Source organism: Streptomyces sp. NPDC021212 (assembly GCF_044332925.1).
Lineage (GTDB): Bacteria > Actinomycetota > Actinomycetes > Streptomycetales > Streptomycetaceae > Streptomyces.
In genome coordinates this window covers 426,353-451,203 of record NZ_JBIRPZ010000004.1, presented here as the reverse complement: position 1 = coordinate 451,203, position 24,851 = coordinate 426,353, and the positions used below count along the sequence as shown (strand labels likewise).

The 24,851-nt window shown below is 71.8% G+C and carries 20 protein-coding genes; 9 read left to right on the top strand and 11 right to left on the bottom strand.

Translation table 11 applies throughout. The features are described 5' to 3' along the window. Positions 1–4: 4 nt before the first annotated feature. The gene (locus ACH4SI_RS13500; RefSeq protein WP_398295849.1) at positions 5–586 is read left to right on the top strand and encodes a hypothetical protein; all 582 of its coding nucleotides are present in this window, start codon (positions 5–7) and stop codon (positions 584–586) included. Here the strand turns inward: ACH4SI_RS13500 and ACH4SI_RS13495 are convergent. Continuing rightward, positions 525–1,946, bottom strand: coding sequence for a PP2C family protein-serine/threonine phosphatase (locus tag ACH4SI_RS13495; protein ID WP_398295848.1), 1,422 nt, complete (start codon positions 1,944–1,946; stop codon positions 525–527). The two genes, ACH4SI_RS13500 and ACH4SI_RS13495, sit on opposite strands and share 62 nt — an antisense overlap. Here ACH4SI_RS13495 and ACH4SI_RS13490 point away from each other — a divergent pair. Next, positions 1,945–3,483: an ATP-dependent DNA ligase gene (locus tag ACH4SI_RS13490; RefSeq protein WP_398295847.1), complete on the top strand. Its 1,539-nt coding sequence runs from the start codon at positions 1,945–1,947 to the stop codon at positions 3,481–3,483. The two genes, ACH4SI_RS13495 and ACH4SI_RS13490, sit on opposite strands and share 2 nt — an antisense overlap. Positions 3,484–3,540: 57 nt before the next feature. Here the strand turns inward: ACH4SI_RS13490 and ACH4SI_RS13485 are convergent, their stop codons facing one another. Both ACH4SI_RS13485 and ACH4SI_RS13480 read right to left on the bottom strand, forming a co-directional pair. Next, complete coding sequence (locus ACH4SI_RS13485) at positions 3,541–4,161, bottom strand: hypothetical protein (RefSeq protein ID WP_398295846.1); 621 nt, start codon at positions 4,159–4,161, stop codon at positions 3,541–3,543. Positions 4,162–4,166: 5 nt separating this feature from the next. Next, complete coding sequence (locus ACH4SI_RS13480; RefSeq protein ID WP_398295845.1) at positions 4,167–5,270, bottom strand: LysR family transcriptional regulator; 1,104 nt, start codon at positions 5,268–5,270, stop codon at positions 4,167–4,169. A gap of 83 nt (positions 5,271–5,353) precedes the next feature. Here ACH4SI_RS13480 and ligD point away from each other — a divergent pair, with 83 nt between their 5' ends. Then, positions 5,354–6,292, top strand: a complete 939-nt coding sequence (ligD, locus tag ACH4SI_RS13475) for a non-homologous end-joining DNA ligase (protein ID WP_398295844.1) — start codon at positions 5,354–5,356, stop codon at positions 6,290–6,292. Between the two features lie 25 nt (positions 6,293–6,317). Here ligD and ACH4SI_RS13470 read toward each other — a convergent pair whose 3' ends face one another. Beyond that, complete coding sequence (locus tag ACH4SI_RS13470; protein WP_398295843.1) at positions 6,318–8,390, bottom strand: PhoX family protein; 2,073 nt, start codon at positions 8,388–8,390, stop codon at positions 6,318–6,320. 290 nt (positions 8,391–8,680) lie between these two features. On the opposite strand from ACH4SI_RS13470, the gene ACH4SI_RS13465 reads away from it, so the two are divergent. From ACH4SI_RS13465 to ACH4SI_RS13455, 3 genes are all read left to right on the top strand, one after another. Beyond that, entirely contained in the window at positions 8,681–10,219 is a 1,539-nt protein-coding gene (locus tag ACH4SI_RS13465) for a VWA domain-containing protein (RefSeq protein WP_398295842.1), read from the top strand. 153 nt (positions 10,220–10,372) lie between these two features. Beyond that, positions 10,373–12,127 carry a methionine--tRNA ligase gene (gene metG / locus ACH4SI_RS13460; protein WP_398295841.1) on the top strand — a complete coding sequence of 585 codons (1,755 nt, stop codon included), beginning with the start codon at positions 10,373–10,375 and terminating at the stop codon, positions 12,125–12,127. A 98-nt stretch (positions 12,128–12,225) separates the two neighbouring features. Next, positions 12,226–12,615, top strand: coding sequence for a DNA-binding response regulator (locus ACH4SI_RS13455; protein ID WP_398295840.1), 390 nt, complete (start codon positions 12,226–12,228; stop codon positions 12,613–12,615). A gap of 61 nt (positions 12,616–12,676) precedes the next feature. Here the strand turns inward: ACH4SI_RS13455 and ACH4SI_RS13450 are convergent, their stop codons facing one another. From ACH4SI_RS13450 to aspS, 3 genes are all read right to left on the bottom strand, one after another. Continuing rightward, a complete protein-coding gene (locus ACH4SI_RS13450) occupies positions 12,677–13,591 on the bottom strand; it encodes an intradiol ring-cleavage dioxygenase (RefSeq protein WP_398295839.1) in 915 nt (304 codons plus the stop codon). A 69-nt stretch (positions 13,592–13,660) separates the two neighbouring features. After that, positions 13,661–14,458, bottom strand: coding sequence for a L,D-transpeptidase family protein (locus ACH4SI_RS13445; protein WP_398296058.1), 798 nt, complete (start codon positions 14,456–14,458; stop codon positions 13,661–13,663). A 73-nt stretch (positions 14,459–14,531) separates the two neighbouring features. After that, on the bottom strand, positions 14,532–16,340 hold the full coding sequence (gene aspS / locus ACH4SI_RS13440; RefSeq protein WP_398296057.1) for an aspartate--tRNA ligase: 1,809 nt from the start codon (positions 16,338–16,340) through the stop codon (positions 14,532–14,534). Between the two features lie 118 nt (positions 16,341–16,458). Here aspS and ACH4SI_RS13435 point away from each other — a divergent pair, with 118 nt between their 5' ends. Next, positions 16,459–18,570 (top strand): SpoIIE family protein phosphatase, encoded by a 2,112-nt coding sequence (locus ACH4SI_RS13435; protein ID WP_398295838.1) that lies wholly within the window; start codon positions 16,459–16,461, stop codon positions 18,568–18,570. A gap of 14 nt (positions 18,571–18,584) precedes the next feature. On the opposite strand, the gene ACH4SI_RS13430 is transcribed toward ACH4SI_RS13435, so the two are convergent. Together ACH4SI_RS13430 and ACH4SI_RS13425 are read right to left on the bottom strand one after the other, a co-directional pair. Further along, complete coding sequence (locus tag ACH4SI_RS13430) at positions 18,585–19,538, bottom strand: pirin family protein (RefSeq protein ID WP_398295837.1); 954 nt, start codon at positions 19,536–19,538, stop codon at positions 18,585–18,587. A gap of 103 nt (positions 19,539–19,641) precedes the next feature. Next, positions 19,642–20,139, bottom strand: coding sequence for an SseB family protein (locus ACH4SI_RS13425; protein WP_398295836.1), 498 nt, complete (start codon positions 20,137–20,139; stop codon positions 19,642–19,644). A gap of 160 nt (positions 20,140–20,299) precedes the next feature. Between ACH4SI_RS13425 and ACH4SI_RS13420 the strand changes: the two genes are divergently transcribed. Continuing rightward, a complete protein-coding gene (locus ACH4SI_RS13420) occupies positions 20,300–22,126 on the top strand; it encodes an acyl-CoA dehydrogenase (protein WP_398295835.1) in 1,827 nt (608 codons plus the stop codon). A 93-nt stretch (positions 22,127–22,219) separates the two neighbouring features. Here ACH4SI_RS13420 and ACH4SI_RS13415 read toward each other — a convergent pair whose 3' ends face one another. Further along, on the bottom strand, positions 22,220–22,585 hold the full coding sequence (locus ACH4SI_RS13415; RefSeq protein ID WP_398295834.1) for a hypothetical protein: 366 nt from the start codon (positions 22,583–22,585) through the stop codon (positions 22,220–22,222). Positions 22,586–22,603: 18 nt separating this feature from the next. Beyond that, positions 22,604–23,365 (bottom strand): TNT domain-containing protein, encoded by a 762-nt coding sequence (locus tag ACH4SI_RS13410; protein WP_398295833.1) that lies wholly within the window; start codon positions 23,363–23,365, stop codon positions 22,604–22,606. A 192-nt stretch (positions 23,366–23,557) separates the two neighbouring features. Here ACH4SI_RS13410 and ACH4SI_RS13405 point away from each other — a divergent pair, with 192 nt between their 5' ends. Further along, on the top strand, positions 23,558–24,850 hold the full coding sequence (locus tag ACH4SI_RS13405) for a M18 family aminopeptidase (protein WP_398295832.1): 1,293 nt from the start codon (positions 23,558–23,560) through the stop codon (positions 24,848–24,850). The last annotated feature ends 1 nt before the right edge of the window (position 24,851 follow it).

Here is a 24,851-nt window from a genome sequence, read left to right as displayed (position 1 = left end):
CGACATGGCCACTCACGCGGGTGGAGTCCACCCGGGAACCGCGCCCCGCACCTACGGCGGGGTCAGCGGACGTCTCGTCTTCGGGGCCGTCATGATGCTCTTCGGCGGCCTGATGACCCTCGCCCAGGGCATCGCGGCCGTACGCACCGACAAGGTGTTCGTGACCACTCCGAGCTACATCTTCAGCTACGACCTCACCGGGTGGGGCTGGATCCACATGGTCCTCGGCATCGTCCTGGTGATCGCCGGGCTCGCGACGTTCACCGGCGCGATGTGGGCCCGGGTCGCGGGCGTGGTGCTCGCGGGGCTCGCGCTGATCGCGAACTTCCTGTGGCTGCCGTACACCCCGCTGTGGGCGACGATCCTGCTGCTCATCGACGCGTTCATCATCTGGGCGCTGTGCACCGGGGGCCAGGGCACGGAGGCCGGAATGGCCACGCCGGCCGCCATGGGCGGCGGCACCGGCACTACGGGCGGCGGCACCGGCACCGCGGGCGGCGGCACCGGCACCGCGGGCGGCGGCACTACGGGCGGCGGCCAGGGTCCCCAGCCCCGAGGCGGCGGAACCGGTCCCGGAGTCGAATGACGACCAGGGCGGTGTCATCGGCGGCCGGGCCTCCGGTGACACCGAGATCGGCCAGCAGCGCGTCCGCCATCGGCTCGGGGGCCAGACCGCGGTGGCGGGCGAGGCTGTCGGCCAGCCGGCCGAGACCTACGTCGATGTCCTCGTCGCGGCGCTCGATGAGCCCGTCGGTGTAGAGCACGAGGGTGTCCCCCGGGTCGTACACCACCCTCGCCTGCGGCCGCCCGACCTGCTCCGGCCGGGCGCCCAGCGGTGGATCGGTGGCCCGGTCCAGCGGCTCCACGGCGCCCCCGCCGCGCAGCAGCAGGGGCGGCGGGTGACCCGCGCAGCTGTACGCGACCGAGTGCGCGGCCGGGTCGATCACCGCTTGCACGGCGGTGGCGGCGAGCGCCCCGTCGACGAAGCCCGAGTACAGCCCCAGCACCTCCAGCGCCCGCGCGGGGCCCGTGACCACCCGGGTCGCGGCCGACAGCGCGCTGCGCAGCTGCCCCATCACACAGGCCGCCTCGAGACCCTGCCCCACCACGTCCCCCACGGCGACGGCGATCCGGCCGTCCGCCAGCTCGGTCAGCTCGTACCAGTCGCCGCACACATTGAGCGAGCCCACGGCGGGCCGGTAGCGCACGGCGGCGTACGGATGCTCCCCGGGCGGGCCCGTGGGCAGCATGGAGCGCTGCAGCACCAGCGCGGTCTCCCGCTCCCGGGCGTGCGCCGTCCGCAGCCGCTCGTTGACCTCCTGGAGCTCGCGGGCGCGAATGTAGAGGTCCGCGTCCATGGTGTCGGCGTGGACGGCCTCGTGGCCCGCGTCCTCGCCGCGGCCCCGCAGCCGCTGCTCGCGACCCCGGACGAACGCCGTCACGTCCTCGACGCGGTGCATGACCAGCACGACCGCGCCATCCGGGCCGAGCACCGGGGTGTTGATCTGGCTCCAGTACCGCTCCTCGAACCCGCCCTCGGCGGTGGGCACCGGCAGGTCGTACCGCTGGAGCGCCATCGCGTCGCGCTCGCCGGTGTGCAGCACCCGGCGCAGCGAGGCGTGCAGATTGCGGGTGCCGGAAGCCTCGGGGTCGGCCGGGTTGTCGGGGAACGCGTCGAAGACGTACCGGCCGAGCAGGTCCTCGCGTGCCTGGTGGGTGACCGTCAGATACGCCTGGTTGACGGCGACGATCATCAGGTCGGGGTCCAGGGCCAGCAGGGGGCTGGGAGCGGCCTCGAAGAGCGCTGCGTAGTCGATCTGCTGTCCCGTGGCCCGCTCCCGTCTCGACCCCAGCCGCCCCCTTTGTGACCATTGTGCCGCTTGTGCCGCCTCTCCTCCCTGCCAAGCGCGTGCGGCACGGCGGAGGCGGAGGCAGGCTGGAGCCATGCTGCTGGCCGATGTCGCACGCACCTCCCGGCAGGTCGCGGCCACCTCCGCCCGCTCGGAGAAGATCGCCGCCCTGGCCGGGCTGTTCCGCCGTACCGAACCCGCCGAGGCCCCCGTGGTGATCACCTACCTCGCGGGGAAGCTGCCGCAGCGCCGCACCGGCGTCGGCTGGTCCACCCTGCGGCAGCGGCACCGGCCCGCCGACGCCCCGCGGCTCGGCGTCCTCGACGTGGACCGCGCGCTGAGCCGGATCGCCGCCGTCTCCGGCACCGGCGCAGGGGCGGAGCGAAGGCGGCTGGTGGGCGCGCTGATGGCCGACGCCACCGAGGACGAGCAGCGCTTCCTGCTCGGGCTGATCGGCGGGGAGCTGCGCCAGGGCGCGCTGGAGGCACTGGCCGTGGAGGGGCTCGCGCAGGCGGTCGGCGCACCGCCCGCCGAGGTGCGCCGGGCGGTGATGCTCGGCGGTTCGCTGGGCGCGGTCGCCGAGGCGCTGCTCGCGCGCGGCCCGGCCGCGCTGGCCGACTTCCGGCTGGAGGTGGGGCGGCCGGTGCTGCCGATGCTCGCGCAGAGCGCGGCGGACCTGGACGAGGCCATGGACCGGCTCGGCCCGTGCGTGATCGAGGAGAAGCTGGACGGCATCCGGGTCCAGGTGCACCGGGACGGGGACGACGTACGCGTCTACACCCGCACCCTGGACGAGATCACCGGCCGGTTGCCCGAGGTCGTGACGGCGGCCCGCGAGCTGGCGGTGGAGCGGGCCATCCTCGACGGCGAGGTGATCTCCCTGGACGAGTCGGGGCGGCCGCGGCCGTTCCAGGAGACCTCGGCCCGGGTCGGCTCCCGGCTCGACGTCGCGGGGGCGTCCGCCGCGCTGCCGCTGTCCCCCGTCTTCTTCGACCTGCTCGCCGTGGACGACCGCGATCTGCTCGCGCTGCCGACCCGCGAGCGCCACGCCGAACTGGTCCGGGTGGCCCCGGCGCCCCGCCGGGTGCGGCGGCTGGTCGCCGAGGACCCGGCGGACCCGGAGATCCGGCGGGCGGCCCGCGAGTTCGCCGCCGATGTGCTGGCCCGGGGCCACGAGGGCGTGCTCGCCAAGAGTCTTGAGGCCCCGTACGGGGCGGGGCGGCGCGGGGCGTCCTGGCTGAAGGTCAAGCCGGTGCACACCCTCGACCTGGTGGTGCTGGCCGCGGAGTGGGGGCACGGCCGCCGCACCGGGAAGCTGTCCAACCTCCACCTGGGCGCCCGGCGGCCGGACGGCACGTTCCTGATGCTCGGCAAGACCTTCAAGGGGCTGACCGACGCGCTGCTGGAGTGGCAGACGGAAGCGCTGCTGGGGATCGCGGTCAGCGACGACGGCTGGGTGGTGCGGGTGCGGCCCGAGCTGGTGGTGGAGGTGGCCTTCGACGGCCTCCAGCGCTCCTCCCGCTACCCGGCCGGGGTCACGCTGCGCTTCGCGCGGGTGCTGCGCTACCGGGAGGACAAACCGGCGGACCAGGCGGACACGGTCGAGACGGTGCTGGCCCTGCGGCGGCCGTGAGCGGGTGCGCTGACGCGACGTCAGGAACCCTTCCCCCGGAGCCAGGTTCGCGTCACCTCACGGCCGGTGGGGGACAATGTGCGCGCCCCGAGCTCCCGCCGAGAGGCCCCCCGTGGAGACGACCGTCGCGACGGACCGCGCCGCCGAGCGGGGGCGCGGCCGCCGCCTCGTGCCGCTGTCCGGCGGGGGCCGGGCGCGCCGAAGGGCGGCCTGGGCGCGCTGGTGACGCTGACCGTGGTGAGCGCCGTGCTGGGGTGCCGGGCCGTGGACACCGACGGGATCACGCCCGTACCGCAGCTGCTGGCCTTCCTGCCCTGGCTGCTCGTCCCCGCCCTGCTGGGGCTGCTGCTCAGCGTGGCCGCTCGTCGGCCGCTGGGCTGCGGCTGGGCGCTGCCGGCCGCCGCGGTGACCGGCTGGTTCATCCAGCCGTACGACCCCGGCCCGGCGCCCGCGCCGCGCGGGCCGGTGGTGGCCCGGCTGCGGGTCCTCACCGCGAACCTGGAGTTCGGCCGGGCCACGGACGGGCTGCCGGCCGCGCTGCGCCGGGAGCGGCCGGACGTGGTGTCCGTCCAGGAGTGCGACGTCCACTGCGCGGGCGCGCTCGGCTCGGCGGCCGCCCGCTTCCTCGACCTGCGGACCACCGACCACCGGGGGCTGCTGGTCGACCTCGACCTGCACCGGGGCTACGGGGTCTCCTCGCCCGGGTCCTGCGCGGTGGCCAGCTCGAACGGGTCCTGGGCCGGGCCCTCCCCGGGCCCGTGGCGCTCGCGCCGCCACCGCTCCTTCTCCAGCTCCAGCGCGTTCCACAGCAGATTGAGCGGATGGCCGGCGTCATACCCCGCGCGCTCACCGCGGCGGGTGAAGGCGCCCAGCAGCACCTCCGGCTTCGGCCCGGTGTCGTGGACCAGTTCGACGGGGCGCAGCCCGCGCGCGTACGCCGCCTGCGGATCGCCCGCCGCGTCGGCGACGCCCTCGGTGACCAGCATGCAGCCGCGCACCACCCCCGATCGCAGCAACTCCAGGCCGTAGTTGACGTTGTCGATCTCGGCGGCGATGCGCAGGGTCTCGCGGTAGTCGGCGCCGAACCAGGTGCGCAGCACTCCGGCCATGACCCCGCTGGCCGACACCACCAGCGGCAGCGTGGCCAGTTCGCCGCGCTCGACGGCCGGGCCGGGCAATTCGTCCACGGGCAGATTGGTCACCAGCGACACCGCGCTGCGCCGCCACTCCATCACGTCGAAGGCGTCGAGTTCCCTGGAGGCCGACTCATCGGCGGGCCGGGTCACCACACTTCCGCACACCAGATCGATTTCCTTGGTGCGCAGTTTGGCCAGGACGTCCCGGGTCCGCACATGGCCGACCCTGAGGTCGATCCCGCGTTCCCGGAATTCCTCGGCGACCCGCTCGCGTGCGCTCGCGAGATAACCGAGAGTAAAGCGCGTGGTGCCCACCATCAGGCTCCGGCCGAGCCGCCGACGGGAGCTGTGGATGCCGTTCATCCAGTCGCCGAGCGTTCCCCGGGCCAATTCGACGAGAGCCGTCCCCGTGCCGGTGAACAGCACGTTCTTGCCGCGCCCCTGCTTGAGCACCAGAGGCTCGCCGCACAGCTCGGAGAAGTTGCGGTTCATCGTGTCGAGCTGCTTTTGCACACTGGCCTGTTCCCGCCCGAGCGCACGGGCGGCGCCCAGCGCCGTACCGGTCTCATGGACCACGACCAGCGTGCGGAGCTGGTCCATGGTGGTGTCCATGAGCGCGAGCGGACCGTCCAGCAATCCGGACCTCGTCATCTCTCTTTTTCCTCCCCGTTTCCCTCGCTCCCCGCCAAGGGCTCCCGAGTTTACGCAGCCGCCCCCTGGTAACCCGGGCGGATATGAGCGAGATACCCACCGATGCACGGAAGGTCAGGGCCGGACGGCACACCGTCGAGATCAGCCGCCCGGAAAAAGCGCTCTTCCCCGACGACGGAATCACCAAATCGGATCTCGTCGATCACTATCGTGCGGTCGCCCGGCTCATCGTCCCGCAGTTGCGCGATCGCCCCCTGATGATGGAACGCCACCCGGACGGAATCGGCGGCAAGCCGCTCATGCAGAAGAATGCACCCGACTACTTTCCGGAATGGGTGCGCCGGGCCGTTCTCCCCAAGGAGGGCGGCAAGGTCACCCACCCGGTGTGCGACGACACCGCCACCCTGGTCTACCTCGTCGGCCAGGCGTGCATCACCCCGCACCGCTGGCTCTCCCGCGCCGACCGGCCCGACCACCCCGACCGGCTCGTCTTCGACCTCGACCCGCCCGACGGGAAGGGCTCCGGCTTCGAGGAGGTGCGGTGGGCGGCCCGGCAGGTGTGCGGGCTGCTCGGCGAGCTGGGGCTGCCCGGGCTGCTGATGACCACCGGTTCGCGCGGGCTGCACGTCATCGTCCCGCTCGACCGGCGTGCCGACTTCGACACCGTACGGGCCTTCGCCCGTGACGCCGCCGACACGCTCGCCGACCGCCACCCCGACCGGCTCACCACCGAGATGCGCAAGGACCGGCGCGGCGGGCGGCTCTACCTCGACATCCAGCGCAACGCCTACGCGCAGACCGCCGTCACCCCGTACGCCGTGCGCGCCCGCCCCGGCGCCCCCGTCGCCGCGCCGATCGACGCCACGGAACTGGACGACCCCGCGCTGGCCGCGGACCGCTGGACGCTGCGCACCTTCGAGGAGCGGCTGCACGACGGCCCCTGGGCCCATACGGACACCAGGGGTCGTTCGCTGCGCACCGCGCGGCGCCGGCTGACGCGGCCGGCCGAAACCGCGAGCTGAAGCCGCGAGCTGAAGCCGCGAGCGGCTAGGCGTCGGCGCCGATGTCGCCGCCGTCGCGCCGCCAGACGCTGACCACCGACGGGCGGACCAGCGTGCCCGGGCCCTCCGGCCACGTCGACGCGGGCTTCTCCACGCTCGCCCCGTCCAGCTCGCCCGGATGCTGCACCGCCACCAGCACCCGGCGGTCCTGCACGATCGGCCCGCAGGTCTCGGCGCCGGTCGGGACGGTCAGGAACTGCCGTACCTCACCGCGCCGGCCACCCGCCGTCGCCACCCCGAAGAGACCGTCGTGGTTGCCCAGGGCGTTGCCGTCGGTGGAGATCCAGAGGTTGCCGAACGCGTCGAAGGTGAGGTTGTCCGGGCAGGAGATCGGGCTGACCTGGTCCTTCGGGAAACCGCCGAAGTAGGTGCTCGGGTCCTCCGGGTCGCCGCACACCAGGAACAGCCGCCAGTTGAAGCGGGTGGAGCCCGGGTTGTTCAGGCGCTCCGTCAGCTCCACGATCTGGCCGTGCTTGTTGCCGTTGCGCGGATTCGCCTCATCGGCCGGGGCCTTGCCGTCCTTGCCCCGGTCCTTGTTGTTGGTCAGCGCGATGTAGACCCGGCCGGTGCGCGGGCTCGGCTCGACGTCCTCGGGGCGATCCATCTTCGTCGCGCCCACCTTGTCGGCGGCGAGCCGCGTGAAGACGTACACCTCCTCGGCCGTCATCCCGTCCACGTGCGAGGTGTCGCCGGTCGCCAGCTTGATCCACTCGCCGGAGCCGTCGAACTCCCCGTCGTCGGGCAGCTTCCCGGAACCGTCGATCTGCGCGGCGGGGCTGTCGCCGGTGAACTTGGCGACGTACAGCGTGCCTTCGTCCAGCAGCGTGCGGTTGTGCTCGCGGGCGGTGCGGCTGCTGCCCTTCATCATGCGCTTGGACGACACGAACTTGTAGAAGTAGTCGAACTTCTCGTCGTCGCCCATGTAGAGGACCGGGCGGCCGTCGGTCGTCAGCCGTGGCTCGGCCGCCTCGTGCTTGAAGCGGCCCAGCGCGGTCAGCTTGCGCGGGGTGGCCTCCGGGTCGAACGGGTCGATCTCGATCACCCAGCCGAAGCGGTGCGGCTCGTGGGGCTCCTTGGCGAGATCGAAGCGGTCGTCGAAACGCTCCCACTTGCGCTCGGAGGCGCCGTCCTCGAAGCCGTAACGCTTCAGGCCCGCCTTGACGACCGGATCGGTGACCTTGTCCGGGTTCGCGAAGTACTGGTTGAAGTTCTCCTCGCCGGAGAGGACCGTGCCCCACGGGGTGATGCCGCCGCCGCAGTTGTTCAGCGTGCCGAGGACGCGCTTGCCGGACGGGTCCGCCGAGGTCCGCAGCAGCTTGCCGCCCGCCGCCGGGCCCGTCACCTCGAACGGCGTCGTCGCCGTGATCCGCCGGTTGAGGCGGTGCCGCGGGACAGCCGTCAGCTTGCCGACCTGCCGGTGCTCCTCCGCGACGACCACCGACAGCCCGTGCGCCGCCCAGCCGATCTCGGCCTGCTCGCGGGTGGGGTTGTCCGCGTCGTACCCCGCGAACATCAGCACCTCGTCGGTGTACTCGTGGTTGGCCACCAGCAGCTGCCGGCCCTTGGCGTCCGGGACGTCCAGCACGGCCATGTAGTCGTTGTTGTAGCCGAACTGGCCCGCCTGCGCCTTCGCCGACTGGTTGTCCGGGTCGAAGGCGGGCGCGCCGCGCAGGATCGGGTCGCCCCAGCGGATGACGAGGTTCTGGTCATGTCCCTCGGGGACGACCACCGCGTCCTTCGTGTTCGGCGCGACCGGCGAAAAGCGCAGCCCACGGGCGGGCTTGCCGGACTTGGCCGCGTCGGCCGACGCGGCCGCGGCCGCGGCCGGGGGCGCCTGCCCCACCGCGGCCGCCGTCCCGGTGGCGGCCGCCACCGTCACCACGGCGCTCGCCCGCAGCAGGGAACGACGCGACACGGCGCCCGCGATGACGTCCCCCACGTAGTCGTTGTCACTCGTGTTCGGCGTCTCGTGGAGACACGCGTCACCACAGCGGTACCGGCAGGTCAGCGCGGAACGACCGCCCCGGTGCGAGCTGATGAGCGGCAGGAGCTTGGGCACGACTTCCCCTCCGTAGGACGTCACATCGTGGCGGCCCCCGCCGACATGACGTCGGAATCCATTGGCGGCGAAGCTAGGCGTGTAGAACCGCATGACGACGACCACCCAGTGAACCGAGGGTGAACGACCGGCGACCGGAATCGGCGACCGAAACCAGCCGGTGGGCCCGCTAGCCTTTCGGCACCACGGTCATGCAAGGTCATGCACCGCACTCGAACACGTGAGAGGTATCTCCCATGGGCATACGGGACCTACTGAGCAAAGTATTCGGACGCTCCCGAACGACCCGGGTGGACGATTCCGCTGCGCCCGAGGCGGCAGTTGTCCCGGACCCCGAGCCGAAGCCGGAGGCCAAGCCCGAGCCGGCTCCGGCTGCGGCGCCGGCCGCTGAGACGGCGAAGCCCGACCCGGCTCCGGATCCGGCTCCGGCTCCGGCTCCCGAAGAGCGCCCGCAGGACCCGGCGCTGGCCGAGCCCCTGAAGTCCCTGGACGAGATCCTGGGCGGCCCCGCCGAGCCGGCCGCTGCGCCCACAGCGGCCCCCAAGGACAAGCCCGCCGCGTCGGCGGCCGCGGCAACCGGCGCCGCGCCGAAGCCGACCGCCGAGGCCGCCCCGGCGGACGACGCCAAGGCAGAGCCGGTCGCCGCTGCGAGCGCGGACGCCGAGCCGGAGGCGAAGGCCGACGAGGAGCCCGCCCAGGCCGAGCCGGAGGTCGCCACGCCCGTCGGGGACGCGACCGCCACCCCGGCCGACGTCACGACGGACACCGCACCGGAGCCGACCAACCAGCCCGCGCCCGTGCCGGTGGCGACCGCCGCCACCGAAGAAGGGCCCGTCCCGGCGACGAAGGCCGAGACCGACGACGAGCCCGCCACGGCAGAGGCGGTACCCGCGACCGAGCCGACGGCCGAGGCCGCCGCGGCGGACGACACCGAGGCCGAGGCCGACGCCGTCAGCGCGGAAGCCGCGCCCGAGGCGAAGACCGACGAGGAGCCCGCCCAGGCAGAGGCAGAGGTGGCCACCCCCGCCGACGTCACGGCGGACACCGCACCGGAGCCGACCGCCCAGGCCGCGCCCGCGCCGGTGGCGACCGCCGCCACCGAAGAAGGGATCGTCCCGGCGACGAAGGCCGAGGCGGCGCCGGGGCTCGCCGGGATGCGGGCCGCCGCGGCCGATGTCCTGTCGGGGCGCAAGCTCGGCGGGACCCGTGCCGTCGTCTACCTCGTCCTCGACCGCTCCGGCTCGATGCGGAACTACTACAAGGACGGCACCGTCCAGCATTTCGCCGAGCAGACGCTCGCCCTCTCGGCGAGCGTCAACGACGGCGGCACCCTGCCCATCGTGTTCTTCTCGACGGACATCGACGGCACCGCCGAGATCGGCCTGGACGACTACAGCGGACGGGTCGAGGAGCTGCACGCCTCGCTCGGGCACATGGGGCGGACGAACTACCACCGGGCGATCGACGCCGTGATCGAGCACTACAAGGCGTCCGGCACCACCGACCCGGCACTTGTCGTCTTCCAGACGGACGGCGCGCCCACCGGCAAGGCGGCGGCGGAGAAGGCGCTGTGCGAGACGGCGGGGCTGCCGCTGTTCTGGCAGTTCGTCGGGTTCGGCGATCCGGAGGCGAAGGGCTTCGACTTCCTCCGTAAGCTCGGCACCTCACCGGCCCTGGCCGTGCCGGAGAAGCGGGCGCTCGACAACGCGGCGTTCTTCCACGCCGGGCTCGACCCCCGCTCCCTCTCCGACGCGGAGGTGTACGAGGAGCTGCTGAAGGCGTTCCCGGGGTGGCTCGAGGCGGCCCGGGCCGCGGGCGTGCTCGCGTAGAGGACCAGCACACGGCGAGGGCCATCCGTACGGCGAAACGCCGCGCGGGTGGCCCTCGCCGCTCGGATACGATATGGGCGGCTCGTGTAGGCGGCCGCCACCCGCCCAGCGAGCGAAAAGTCACCCACCGTACCGACTTGGGAGCAGCCTGCAATGGCTCGACACCTCATCACCAGCGCCCTTCCCTACATCAACGGGATCAAGCACCTGGGCAACATGGTGGGGTCCATGCTCCCGGCCGACGTCTATTCGCGCTACATGCGCCAGCGCGGCCACGACGTGCTGTACATCTGCGCCACCGACGAGCACGGCACCCCGGCCGAGCTGGCCGCCAAGGAGGCGGGGCTGCCGGTGGACGTGTTCTGCGCGCAGCAGCACGAGGCGCAGAAGGCGATCTACGACGGTTTCGGCCTGGCCTTCGACTACTTCGGCCGCAGCTCGTCCCCGCAGAACGTCGAGATCACCCAGAGGTTCGCGCGCGAGCTGAAGGCGAACGGCTTCATCGAGGAGCGGTCGGTCCGCCAGGTGTACTCCAACGCCGACGGCCGTTTCCTCCCCGACCGCTACATCGAGGGAACCTGCCCCCACTGCGGTTACGAGCGGGCCCGCGGCGACCAGTGCGAGAACTGCACCCGGGTGCTGGACCCGACCGACCTGATCGACGCCCGCTCCGCGATCAGCGGCAGCAGCGATCTGGAGATCCGGGAGACCAAGCACCTGTTCCTGCTCCAGTCGAAGCTGGCCGAGGAGGTCGGCGCCTGGGTCGAGGAGACCGGGAAGCAGTGGCCGACCCTCGCCTCCTCGATCGCCCGCAAGTGGCTGACGGAGGGGCTCCAGGACCGCGCGATCACCCGCGACCTGGACTGGGGCGTTCCGGTGCCGGCCGACACCTGGCCGGAGCTGGCGGCCGAGGGCAAGGTCTTCTACGTATGGTTCGACGCCCCGATCGAGTACATCGGCGCGACGAAGGAGTGGGCGGACCACGACCCGGCCAACCGCGACTGGAAGTCGTGGTGGTACGACGTGGACACCACCGTCCGCTACACCGAGTTCATGGCGAAGGACAACGTCCCGTTCCACACGGTGATGTTCCCGGCCACCCAGCTCGGCACCAGGGACGCCTGGAAGAAGGTCGACTTCGTCAAGGCGTTCAACTGGCTGACGTACTACGGCGGCAAGTTCTCCACGTCGCAGAAGCGCGGGGTGTTCACGGACGCCGCGCTGGAGGTGCTGCCCGCCGACTACTGGCGCTACTTCCTGATGGCGAACGCGCCCGAGTCCGACGACACGTCGTTCACCTGGGAGCACTTCACCGCGACGGTCAACAAGGACCTGGCGGACACCCTCGGCAACTTCGTCAACCGGGTGCTGTCGTTCTCCCGTAAGCGGTTCGGCGACGAGGTCCCGGCCGGAAAGGCCGCGGGGGAGGCGGAGGAGCGCCTCGGCGAGGAGATCACGCGGCTGCTGGCGGAGTACGAGGAGCACATGGACACGCTCCAGTTCCGCAAGGCGGCGGCGGCGCTGCGTGCGCTGTGGAGCGCGGGCAACTCCTACCTGGAGGAGAAGGCCCCCTGGCTGGAGATCAAGGCCGACCCGGAGGCCGCGGCCCTCACGCTGCGCACGGCGATGAACCTGATCCACCTCTACGCGATCGTCTCGGAGCCGTTCATCCCGGCGTCGGCGGCGGCCATGCGGTCGGCGTTCGCGCTGGAGGGGGACACCGCGCGGTGGGTCGGCCAGGAGGAGGCCAGGGCGCTGGCCGCGGTCCCGGCGGGCACGGGCTTCACGGTGCCGCCGGTGCTCTTCGCGAAGATCACCGAGGATGACCTGGAGTCCTACCGGGAGCGCTTCGGCGGTACGGAGGAGCCGGTGGCGCCCGCGGAGCCCACGGAGCCCAAGGCCGAGTAGCCGGCCGAACGGCGGCCGCGTCGATCTTTCGGCAAGCGTACGTTCAGCCCGCTCGATGACCCTGTGGAGCAACAACCACGGGGAAGTCGAGGAAACCAGTGCCGGACCCACGTGTCACGGTGTCGGTCCACGGCCCCGATCCGCTCGCGCGGGCCGGGGTCGTCCGCCATCTGGATCAGCAGCCCGGCGTCGTGCTGACGCGCCCGACCGGCACGGTGGCCGTCATGCTCGCCGAACGCCTCGACGCCCGCGCCGGGGCGGAGCTGCGCCGCCTGGTGCGGGGCGGGCGGCAGCGGGTGGTCCTGGTCGCGGGCGAACTGCGCGAGGCGGAGCTGCTGACGGTGATGGAGTACGGGGTACGGGCGGTGCTGTGGCAGCACCGGACCACGCCGCGGCGGCTGCTGCGCGCGGTGCACCGGGCCGCCCGCGCGGAGCGGGGCGAGCCGTGCGGCGTGGACCGGCGGCTGACCGATCTGTTCCCGCGCTGACCAGCGGGCGCGGGAGCAGAGGCCCCCGGAGAGCCCCCCGCGAGCTCCCCGGGGGCCGCTGTCACCTTCCGGTGCCGTCGTTCGTCGCGTCGGGGTCGACCCCGAGGGTCAGCGAGCCGACGACCCCCTTGGCGATCTTCCCCTTGCGGTACTGGAGCCGCAGCAGACCGCCCTCGGCCCCGTTGCCGGGGTAGATGCCGTCCTCGTCGAGGGTGGTGCGCGGGGTGGTGCTGGTGCTGTACGGCGCCACCTCGGCGGAGGCGAGCACGGCCTCCTCGGCGAAGAAGAGCTGGCCGGTGTGGCAGGCGTGGCCGCCCTCGTAGCCGGAGTCGGTCATCGTGCCGCCCACGTGCACCTTGGTGTGGATGTGCACGCACCGGCCCCGGTACCAGCCGGGGAAGACGGTGGTGAACTCGACGAAGCCGTTCCGGTCGGTGAGCTGGGTGCCGCGCAGGTACCGCTTGTCGTCGGTCGGGTCCTGGTGGCCGCCTCCGCCGCCGGGCGGGGTCCCGGTCGGCGTACCCGTGGGGGTGCCGGTGGGCGGGGCGCCGGTCGGCGGGGTGCCGCCGCCGCTGCTGGAGTCCTCGTAGCCGGAGTACAGCCCGAGCGCGTCGCAGTGCCAGATGTCGACGGCCGCTTTCGCCAGGGGTTTACAGGTCTCGGAGTCGATCAGCTTGAGCCGGAGGGTCATCGGGATGCCCTCCTTGCCCTCCGTGATGTTCTTTCTGATCTTGTCGGCGTCGATGTAGTACGGGCCCTCGGTGGTCTCCGAAGTGAGCTTGTAGCAGACCTCCTTGGACGGGGAGGAGGCCGACGCCGAGGGGGACGCGGTGGAGGAGGAGCCGTCGGCCGACGCGGCGGTGGCGACGGCGGTGCCCAAACCGGCTGCCGCGACCGCGGCGCCGCCCGCCACGACGACCCGACGCCTCGTCATGTCCCGTGCTGCGACGGGGGTGTTCTTCTGGGGTTCGGTCATGGCAGGGGACGCTAGATCCGCAACCTGGCAAGCACATGGGTGCCGGCTGTGAATGCCTGGGGAACGGCGTCATCGAGCCAAGGAGCCCGCGTCGCCCATCACCACGACCGGGTGACGGGCGGGGTCCAGGGTGCGCAGCAGCTTCCGCATGTGCGGCTTGGAGAGGCTGATACAGCCCTGGGTGGGCCCGTCGTGGTCGACGTGGAACCAGATGCCGCCGCCCCGGTCCTCGCCCAGCGGACGGGTCCAGTCGCGCGGGGAGGTCCCGGCCTTCCGGTTGTAGTTGATCGCCACGACGTAGTCGAAGGCCCCGGCCAGCGGCTCGCCCTCGGCGCCGGTGCCGCTGATGGTGAAGCCCTGCTCGGCGTGGTCGTAACTCAGCCGGGTGCCCGGGTCCGGCAGCTTGCCGCCGCCGTCGGTGAGGCCGAAGACGCCGACCGGGGAGCGCAGGTCGCCCTGCCGATGGTGCTCGGTCCAGCCGCGGGCGGCGTTGTGCGCCGTCCAGGAGGGCCCCGCCCGCCAGGCGGGGCGCCCGCCGGCGTCGCCGGTCTTCTCCTCCGCCGCCGACCGCTCGTAGAGCACGACGGTGGAACGGGACGCGTCACGGCCGCTGCCGGTGACGACGACCACCTGCTCGGCGTCCCGGGGCACCTCGGCGCGGGTGCGCGGCCCGAGCCCGGGCAGGTCGTCCACCCGCTCCGCGGGGGCCGGCCGCCCGGCCGGGCTCTGCGTGCCCGAGGGCGCGCCCACCGTGCCGGACCGGCCCGCGGAGCCCTTGGCGTCCGTGGCGTGCTTACGGGACCCGTCCCCGGGCCCCGCGCAGCCCGCGAGCGCCGCGATGAGCAGTGCCGTGGCCACGGCCGGAATCCGTACCCTCACTGTGTCCTCCGCCCCTGGGAACGCACCGGGCACGGATCTCCTTTCGCTTCCGCGCCGCTACCTACTCGGCGTTCTTCCCCTCAGCCGGCTTCTCAGCCTTCTCAGCCTTCTTGATCTGCGGCTTGCGCACCGACAGGTGCAGCTCGCGCAGCCGGGCCTCGTCCACCTCGCTGGGCGCGCCCATGAGCAGGTCCTGGGCGTTGCCGTTGAGCGGGAAGGCGATGGTCTCGCGGATGTTCGGCTCGTCGGCGAGCAGCATGACGATGCGGTCGACGCCGGGGGCGATGCCGCCGTGCGGCGGCGCCCCGAAGTGGAACGCCCGCAGCATGCCGCCGAATTCCCGCTCGACGTCCTCCCGGGAGTATCCGGCGATCTCGAACGCCTTGAACATCACGTCCGGCTCGTGGTTCCGGATGGCGCCGGACGACAGCTCGGTGCCGTTGCAGACGATGTCGTACTGCCACGCCAGGATGTCCAGCGGGTCCTGGTTCTCCAGCGCCTCCAGGCCGCCCTGCGGCATGGAGAACGGGTTGTGGGAGAACTCGATCTCGCCGGTGTCCTCGTTCCGCTCGAACATCGGGAAGTCCACGATCCAGCAGAACCGGAAGACGTTCTCCTCGAAGTGGCCGGTCCGCTTCGCGGCCTCGACCCGCACCGCGCCCATGATCTTGGAGACCTCGTCGAAGTCGCCCGCGCCGAAGAAGATCGAGGTGCCGGGCTTGCCCTCGACCTCGGCGATCAGCTTCTCGACGTCCTCGTCGGAGAGGAACTTGGCGATCGGGCCGGTCAGCTTGGAGTCCTCGCCGATCCGGACCCAGGCCAGCCCCTTGGCGCCCTGGAGAGTCGCGAACTCGCCCATCTGGTCGAAGAACTTCCGCGACTGCTCGGCGGTGTCCGGCACGGCCAGCGCGCGCACGTGCTTGTCGGCGAACGCCTTGAAGCCGGAGCCCGCGAAGACATGGCTGACGTCGACCAGTTCCAGCTTGGCCCGCAGGTCCGGCTTGTCGGAGCCGTACTTCAGCATGGCCTCGCGGAACGGGATCCGCGGGAACGGCGAGGTGACGTGGCGGCCACCGCCGAACTCCTCGAACAGGTCGGTCATCACCTTCTCGATGACCTCGAAGACGTCCTCCTGCTCGACGAAGCTCATCTCGACGTCGAGCTGGTAGAACTCGCCCGGCGAGCGGTCGGCGCGGGCGTCCTCGTCGCGGAAGCAGGGCGCGATCTGGAAGTAGCGGTCGAAGCCCGCGATCATCAGCAGCTGCTTGAACTGCTGCGGGGCCTGCGGCAGGGCGTAGAACCGGCCCGCGTGCAGCCGGGACGGGACCAGGAAGTCACGCGCGCCCTCGGGCGAGGTGGCGGACAGGATCGGGGTCGCCATCTCGTTGAAGCCCTGCGCGGTCATCTTCTGCCGGATCGCGGAGATCACGGCGGAGCGCAGCATGATGTTGCGGTGCATCCGCTCCCGGCGCAGGTCCAGGAAGCGGTGCTCAAGACGCCGCTCCTCGCCGACCCCGTCCTCCGGGAAGACGGTGAAGGGCAGCGGGTCGGCCGCGCCGAGCACCTCGACGTCCGTGACCTCGACCTCGATCTCGCCGGTCGGCAGCTCGGGGTTGACGTTGTCGGCGCCGCGGGCGATCACCCGGCCGTCGACGCGGACGACGCTCTCCTTGGAGATCGAGCCGAGCTTCTCGTTGGCGGCGGTGTCGGGCCGGACGACGAGCTGCACCAGGCCGTAGTGGTCGCGCAGATCGATGAAGAGGATGCCGCCCAGGTTCCGTCGATTGTGCAGCCAGCCGGAGAGCCGTACGTCGGTGTCGACGTCAGCGGCGCGGAGCTGACCACAGGTGTGGGACCGGTACCGATGCATCATTCATCCAAGTCGTGTGGTCGGGAGCGTTGCGTACCCTTGTGAAGCTTCCGGCCAAGCCTACCGGCGCCATGACCCTCACTGGTAAGCGCGCGGAAAATGCCCATAAGGTAGCGCAATGCGCACCGAGGACCTGCTGGCCGCCATAGCGACCGGCCTGTGGCGGTGGGACAGCGTCTCGGGCGCCGTCTCGTACGACGCCGAAGCGGCCCGTCTGGTGGGCCTGCCCGCCGAGGCGGTCACGCTCCCCGAGGCCGCCGCCCGCGCCTGCTTCCACCCGGCGGACTGGCTGGAGGTCAAGGCCATCGTGGAGCTGGCGGTGGCCGAGGGGACCCTCGCCGAGACCCGGCTGCGCATCGTCGACGAGAAGGGCACGGTCCTGCGGACCGTGCGCACCCGGTCCCGGCCCGTCCCGCGCACCGACGGCGCGGACGGCTTCCATCTGCTCGGCACGCTCCAGGAGGTCGCCGAGCCGCTGCCCGGCACCACCGCGGGCGGCACCCCGGTCACCGGCGACTGGCGGCGCAACCGCGAGGCGTTCCTGCTGGACGCGGGGCGGGCGCTGGCCGAGGCGATGTCCACCGCCGAGGTGCTGCGGGTGGCCGCGGGGCTGTCCATGCCCGGTTTCTCGCCGGACGGGCTCACCGTCTTCGGCGTCAAGGGTGACCGGATCTCGCTCATCGGCCACCACGGGCCCCGGGTGGACGCCGAGCACTCCTTCTCCGACATTTCGGTGGACACCGAGTACCCGGCGGCCGAGGTGGTCCGTACCGGCCGGGCGGTCTATCTGCCCTCGCAGGAGGAGTACCGCGGCCGGTTCCCGGCCGCCTGGCACCGGATGCGGCCGCTGAAGCGCAGGTCCTGGGCCTTTCTGCCGCTGATCGTCGCGGGCCGCACCATCGGCGCGTGGATGGCCGGTTTCGCGCACCCGGTCGCGTTCTCGCCCGACGAGCGCTCCGTCCTCACCACGATCGCGCGGATGCTCGCCCAGGCGCTGTCCCGGGCCGCCCTCCAGGAGACCGAGCGCGAGCTGTCGGACGGCCTCCAGCGCTCGATGCTGCCGGCCGCCAAGCCCGACATCCCGGGGCTCACGGTGGCCGCGCGCTACGTGCCGACCGGCGGCGGGCTCCAGGTCGGCGGCGACTGGTACGACGTGATCGCGCTGCCCTCGGGGCGCACCGCCCTGGTGATCGGCGACGTCCAGGGGCATGACGTCCGGGCCGCCGGGATCATGGGACAGCTGCGGATCGCGGTCCGGGCGTACGCCTCCGAGGGCCACCACCCGGACGCGGTGCTCGCCCGCGCCTCCCGCTTCCTGTGCGGGCTCACCGACCCCGGCGGGGACGGTGCCGATCCGCGCTTCGCGACCTGCCTCTACATGGAGGTGGACCCGGTCGCGGGCACCCTGGACATCGCCCGCGCGGGCCATCCGGACCCGGCGGTCCGGCTGGCCGACGGCACGATGATGATCCGCCCCACCGCGGGTGGGCTGCCGCTGGGCGTCGACCCGGAGGGCGACTACCCCACCACCCGGGTCGTGCTGGAGCCCGGCGAGACGCTGCTGATGTGCACCGACGGGCTGATCGAGACCGGCGGCCACGACCTGGAGACCGGCTGGACCCGGATCCGGTCGGTCTTCGAGCACCCGGCCACCGCGACCGACGGCCCCCACGACCTGGAAGCGCTCGCCGAGGCCCTGGTGCAGGCCGTGCACGGGCCGCCCTCGCACCACACCACCGGCCCCCTCGCCGACCGCCGCGAGGACGACATAGCGCTGCTGCTGATCCGCCGGGACGCGGAGGTGTGCCTGGTCGGACCCGGTTCGGCGCCGGTGCGGCGTACGGCGATCACGCTCGCGCAGGCCGAGCCGGAGCGCATAGCGGGCGCCCGCCGCCAGCTGCGCGACATGCTGCACGACTGGGCGGACGAGGACCAGGTCGAGTCGGCGGTGCTGCTGCTCTCCGAGATGGTCACCAACGTCCTGGTGCACACCGACGGGGACGCCCTGCTGGTCGCCGAGGTCAGCGGGCGGCGCGGCTCGAGGCGGCTGCGGCTCGACGTCGCGGACGGCAGCGACGAGCTGCCGCACCGCCGCCGCCCCGGCGAACTCGCTTCGTCGGGGCGGGGGCTGATGCTGATGGAAATGCTGGCCGACGCCTGGGGAGTGGACCCGCGGGGCGACGGCAAATGCATCTGGTACGAGCTGCACGAGCGCGCACCCGAGGCGTAGCCCCGTGGACCCGGTTATTCGGCGTCGGCCGGGATCACGCCGAGCTTGCCCGCGCGGAAGTCGTCGAAGGCCTGGGCCAGTTCGGTGTGGGTATTCATCACGAACGGGCCGTAGTGCATCATCGGCTCGCGGATCGGCTGCCCGCCGAGCAGCACCACCTCGAAGTTGGGGCTGCGCGACTCCTGGGCCGCGTCCGCCCGTATCGTCAGCGCGTCACCGTCGCCGAAGACCACCGTCTGCCCGGTGCGGAAGGGCCGCTGCTCCGTGCCCGCGGTCCCGCGCCCGGCGAGCCCGTAGGCCAGGGCATTGAAGTCGGAGCGCCACGGCAGGGTCAGCTCGGCGCCGGGGTTCAGCGAGACGTGCAGCATGGTGATCGGGGTGTGGGTGATGCCCGGCCCCTGGTGACCGTCGATGTCGCCCGCTATCAGCCGCAGCAGCGCGCCACCGTCGGCGGAGGTGAGCAGCTTGACCTTGGCGCCGCCGATGTCCTGGTAGCGCGGCGGCATCATCTTGTCCTTGCTCGGCAGGTTCACCCACAGCTGGAGCCCGTGGAAGAGGCCGCCGGACATGACCAGCGACTCCGGCGGGGCCTCGATGTGGAGCAGCCCGGAGCCCGCGGTCATCCACTGGGTGTCGCCGTCGTTGATCGTGCCGCCGCCCCCGTGCGAGTCCTGGTGCACGAAGGTGCCGTCGATGAGGTACGTCACGGTCTCGAAGCCGCGGTGGGGGTGCCAGGGGGTGCCCTTGGGCTCGCCCGGCGCGTACTCCACCTCGCCCATCTGATCCATCATGATGAACGGGTCGAGGTGCTGGTAGTCGATGCCGGCGAAGGCGCGCCGCACCGGGAATCCCTCGCCCTCGAAGCCGCTGGGCGCGGTGGAGACGCCCAGCGCCGGGCGGGTGCGCGCCTCGGCGGGTGCGGCGACCCGGGGCAGGGTCAGGGGGTTGTCTACGGTCACTGCGGGCATGACGGCCTCCTCGGTCGTTCACCATTCAACTTAATTGAAGGCTGAACGACTCGCAAGACCGACCCTATTCCGGCTCTAGTGGGACACGAGTGACCTGCGGCGCCTAGCCATACATGCGCCGCATGGCGAAGTCGACCATCTGCTCCACCGCCTTGGCGTCGAAGACCATGCGGTGCTCACCCTCCATGTCGAGGACGAAGCCGTAGCCGGTCGGCAGCAGGTCGATCACCTCGGCGCCGGTGATCACGAAGTACTTGGACTCCTTGCCCGCGTACCGCCGCAGCTCCTTGAGCGAGGTGAACATCGGGATCACCGGCTGCTGGGTGTTGTGCAGCGCGAGGAAACCGGGGTTGTCACCGCGCGGGCAGTAGACCTTGGAGGCCGCGAAGATCTGCTGGAAGTCCTCTGCCGCCATGGAGCCCGTGGTGAAGGCCCGCACCGCGTCCGCGAGGGACGGCGGCGAGGGCTCGGGGTACAGCGGCTGCCCACCGTAGCCGGGACCCGGCTGTGAGTGGTGTGACGAATGCGGCTGCTGTTGCGGCGGAGGTGGTGGGGCGGCGTAACCCTGCCCTGCGCTCGCGTTCTGGTCGTAGCCGTACATGCACCGAAGCGTACTGAGTCACAGTTACCCGGTTGAGGGTTGCCCTTTATTACCCACGGGTAGCATCATGGCGGAACCGGATTGACTGCACCGGACTGCTGATCGATACCGCGCCAAGAAGAGGTCCACCGCCTCTCCCGAGCCTTACGGAGCCGTCGCCATGGGGCACTACAAGTCGAATCTCCGCGACATCGAGTTCAACCTCTTCGAGGTCCTCGGCCGCGACAAGCTGTACGGCACCGGCCCGTTCGCGGAGATGGACGTCGAGACCGCCAAGAGCGTGCTCGCCGAGATATCGCGGCTCTCCGAGAACGAGCTGGCCGCCTCCTACGCCGACTCGGACCGCAACCCGCCGGTCTTCGACCCGAAGACGCACACGGCGCCGCTGCCCGAGTCGTTCAAGAAGAGCTACCGGGCGTACATGGACGCCGAGTGGTGGCGGCTCGGGGTCCCGGAGGCCCTCGGCGGCACCTCCTGCCCGCGCTCCCTGCTGTGGGCCTCGGCCGAGACGATCCTCGGCGCCAACACCCCGATCTGGATGTACGCCTCCGGGCCGGCCTTCGCGGGGGTGCTGCACGACGAGGGCACCGAGGAGCAGCTGAAGATCGCGCAGCTGATGGTGGACAAGCAGTGGGGCTCCACCATGGTGCTGACCGAGCCCGACGCGGGCTCGGACGTGGGCGCCGGCCGCGCCAAGGCGGTCCGGCAGGAGGACGGCACCTGGCACATCGAGGGCGTGAAGCGGTTCATCACCTCCGGTGAGCACGACGTCTCCGACAACATCATCCACTTCGTGCTGGCCCGCCCCGAGGGCGCGGGGCCCGGCACCAAGGGGCTGTCCCTGTTCGTCGTCCCGAAGTACGACTTCGACTGGGACAGCGGCGAGCTGGGCGAGCGCAACGGCGTCTACGCGACGAACGTCGAGCACAAGATGGGTCTGCGCGTCTCCAACACCTGCGAGCTGACCTTCGGCGCCGGCGCCCCGGCCAAGGGCTGGCTGCTGGGCGAGAAGCACGACGGCATCCGCCAGATGTTCAAGATCATCGAGTTCGCGCGGATGATGGTCGGCACGAAGGCCATGGCCACCCTGTCCACCGGCTACCTCAACGCGCTGGAGTACGCCAAGGAGCGGGTCCAGGGCCCGGACCTGGCGGCCTTCACCGACAAGACCGCCCCGCGCGTCACCATCACCCACCACCCGGACGTGCGCCGTTCGCTCATGACGCAGAAGGCGTACGCGGAGGGCCTGCGCTCGCTCGTCCTCTACACCGCCTCCGTCCAGGACGAGATCATGGTCAAGGAGGCCGCGGGCGAGGACGCCTCGGCCGAGAGCCGCCTCAACGACCTGCTGCTGCCGATCGTCAAGGGCTACGGCTCGGAGAAGGCGTACGAGCAGCTGGCGCAGTCCCTGCAGACCATCGGCGGCTCCGGTTACCTCCAGGAGTACCCGCTGGAGCAGTACATCCGGGACGCCAAGATCGACACCCTCTACGAGGGCACCACCGCCATCCAGGGCCAGGACTTCTTCTTCCGCAAGATCGTCCGGGACCAGGGCCAGGCGCTGACCGTCCTCTCCGAGGAGATCAAGAAGTTCCTGGCGGAGGCCGCCGGCGGGGAGGAGCTGGCCCCGGCCCGCGACCGGCTCGCCCAGGCCGCGGTCGACCTGGAGGGGATCGTGGGCGCCATGCTCACCGACCTCTCGGCCACCGAGCAGGACGTCAGCTCGATCTACAAGGTCGGCCTCAACGCCACCCGGCTGCTGCTCGCCTCCGGCGACGTGGTGATCGGCTACCTCCTGCTGCGGGGCGCGGCCGTGGCCGCCGAGAAGCTGGGCGGGGCCGCCGCCAAGGACGTGCCGTTCTACGAGGGCAAGGTCGCGGCCGCGAAGTTCTTCGCCAACGAGGTCCTGCCGGGCGTCTCGGTGCAGCGCGCGCTGGCCGAGTCCGTCACCAAGGAGCTGATGGACCTGGACGAGGCCGCGTTCTAGGCCGCGTTCCAGGCCCGTAGGGCCCGCTTCCACAGACCCGGGAGCCGGTCGCCCCTCTCCTTCACCGGGGGGCGGCCGGCTCCCGCCTCGTCGTCAGGGCTCCTTGTCGGGCGGATGCTCCCGCAGGGCCCGCTCCACCTCCTCACGCGCCTGGCGCCGCAGCTCCTCGCCCTGCGCCAGCAGCTCCTCGACCGTCTCCTGCCCCGCTCCGGGCGCACGCGGCCGGGCCCGCAGCCTGGACAGCAGGTCCTGGCACGCCTCGTCCTCGGAGGCGTGCCGGGTGACGTCCTTGTCCACCGAGCGCTCCCACAGTCCGGTCACCCAGCCGCCGTCCGGCGCGGGCCGCAGGAAGTAGTAGGTGTCCGGCTGGACTTCGATGTCCCGCACACCGGGAATGTCGTACAAAGCGTCCGGGACCTGCTCGGCGCGCAGCACCCGGACGAGTTCCGTTCTGTCCACGGCAACCAGGATGCGCGGTCAGTTCAGCGGCCGCAGGTTACCCGCGGCAATGAGCTGAGGAATCGAAGGTCCCGACAGATACCGCAGCCCGTGGCCCGGCTGACCGAACCAGGGTCTGCTGGGCCCCGCGTCCACCAGGAACGGCTTGGTGACCTCGTAGAGGTGGTAGCCGTACGGGTACGCCGGGTCGTAGGTGTTCAGGTTGCCCGGCGGCAGCGCCCGCTGCGCGTACGGGGTGCCCGCCGGGGCGAGGGTGTGGCCGGTGCCCCTGCCGAAGACATCGACCTTCTGACCCACCTTCAGCGTGATGACCGTCTTGAGCGGTACGCCGTTCAGCAGGACCCAGCGGCCCGGGTACGGGTACGGCTGCCACCAGCCGCCGGTCCGCTCGTTCCAGTAGCACTTCAGAAACGCGGAGGCGGTCAGGCCGCCCAGCCGGTCGTAGCCCTTCAGCATCTTGCCGATCGCGCCCGTGCGCGGCAGTTCGGCGGGGCCGAGCCGCCAGTGGCCCTTGGCATACCGCTGGAAAGGCTGCGTGGGTGCGGAGTTGGTCCCCCCGATGCGGTCGGTCGTCGGACAGGGAGGGTGGCCCTTCGCGCCGACTTCGGCACCGTCCTCCGCCACCGCGGCATCGGGGGTGGACTCGGGCGCCGGTGCCGGGACCGGGGCCGGCAGCCGTCCGGCGGGGAGCAGCCCGGCGGATTGCGCCATGGCCTGTCCTCCGCCGCACAGCAGCAGCAGCGACCCCAGGATGACGAGGAGGTGTCGAAGAACGCGCATCCGCTGTCCTCTTGAGTGCGTTGGTGAGCGGTTAAGTGGACTATCGGCAGATACGCGAGTTTTATACCACCGACCTGACGTGCTTTCATCAGATTGGATCAACGCAATGCCACGTATGGATCCCCTTCGACCCCCGCCCCTGGGCGCACCGCACACCGGCAGGCATGGCGGTCCCGAATCTATGCTGATGTCATGAGCGCACACCCCGGCATCGACCGCGGCCATACCGATGACCTGATGTCCTTCCTCCGCGCCAGCCCCTCGCCGTACCACGCAGTGGCGAACACGGCAGAGCGCCTGGAAGAGGCCGGGTTCCGGCAGGTCGCGGAGACGGCGGCCTGGGACGGCGCGGCGGGCGGCCGGTATGTGCTGCGGGGCGGCGCGATCATCGCCTGGTACGTGCCGGAGGACGCGAGCCCGTCCACTCCGTACCGGGTTGTCGGCGCTCATACCGACTCTCCCAATCTTCGCGTCAAGCCGATCCCCGACACCGGGGCCCACGGCTGGCGGCAGATCGCCGTCGAGATCTACGGGGGCGCGCTCCTCAACACCTGGCTCGACCGCGACCTCGGGCTCTCCGGCCGGATCGCCCTGCGGGACGGCTCCAGTCGCCTCGTCACCGTCGACAGACCCTTGCTGCGCGTGCCGCAGCTCGCCGTGCACCTCGACCGGTCCGTCAACACCGACGGCCTCAAGCTCGACAAGCAGCGCCACATGACGCCGGTCTGGGGTCTTGGCAGCGCCGAGGAGGGCGACCTCATCCGGTTCGTCGCCGAGGAGACCGGGGTGGCGGCCGAGGACGTGACCGGCTGGGACCTGATGGTGCACAGCGTCGAGCCCCCCGCCTATCTCGGCCGGGACCGCGAGCTGGTCGCCGGGCCCCGGATGGACAACCTGCTGTCCGTGCACGCCGGGACGGCCGCGCTCACCGCCGTCGCGGCCCGCCCGGAGCTGCCGTACATCCCGGTGCTCGCCGCCTTCGACCACGAGGAGAACGGCAGCCAGTCCGACACCGGTGCCGACGGCCCGCTCCTCGGGAACGTGCTCGAACGTTCCGTCTACGCGCGCGGAGGCGGCTACGAGGACCGGGCGCGGGCCTTCGCCGGCACCGTCTGCCTGTCCTCCGACACCGGACACGCGGTCCACCCCAACTACGCCGAACGCCACGAGCCGGGCCACCACCCGCGCCCCAACGGAGGTCCCATCCTCAAGGTCAACGTCAACCAGCGGTACGCCACCGACGGCTCCGGGCGGGCCGTCTTCGTCGCCGCCTGCGAGCGCGCGGGCGTGCCCTGGCAGAGCTTCGTCTCCCACAACGCGATGCCGTGCGGCACCACGATCGGCCCGATCACCGCCGCCCGGCACGGCATCGCCACCGTCGACATCGGCGTCGCGATCCTGTCCATGCACTCCGCCCGCGAACTGTGCGGGGCGCAGGACCCGCGACTGCTCGCCAAGGCACTGACCGCCTTTCTGGAGGGCTGAG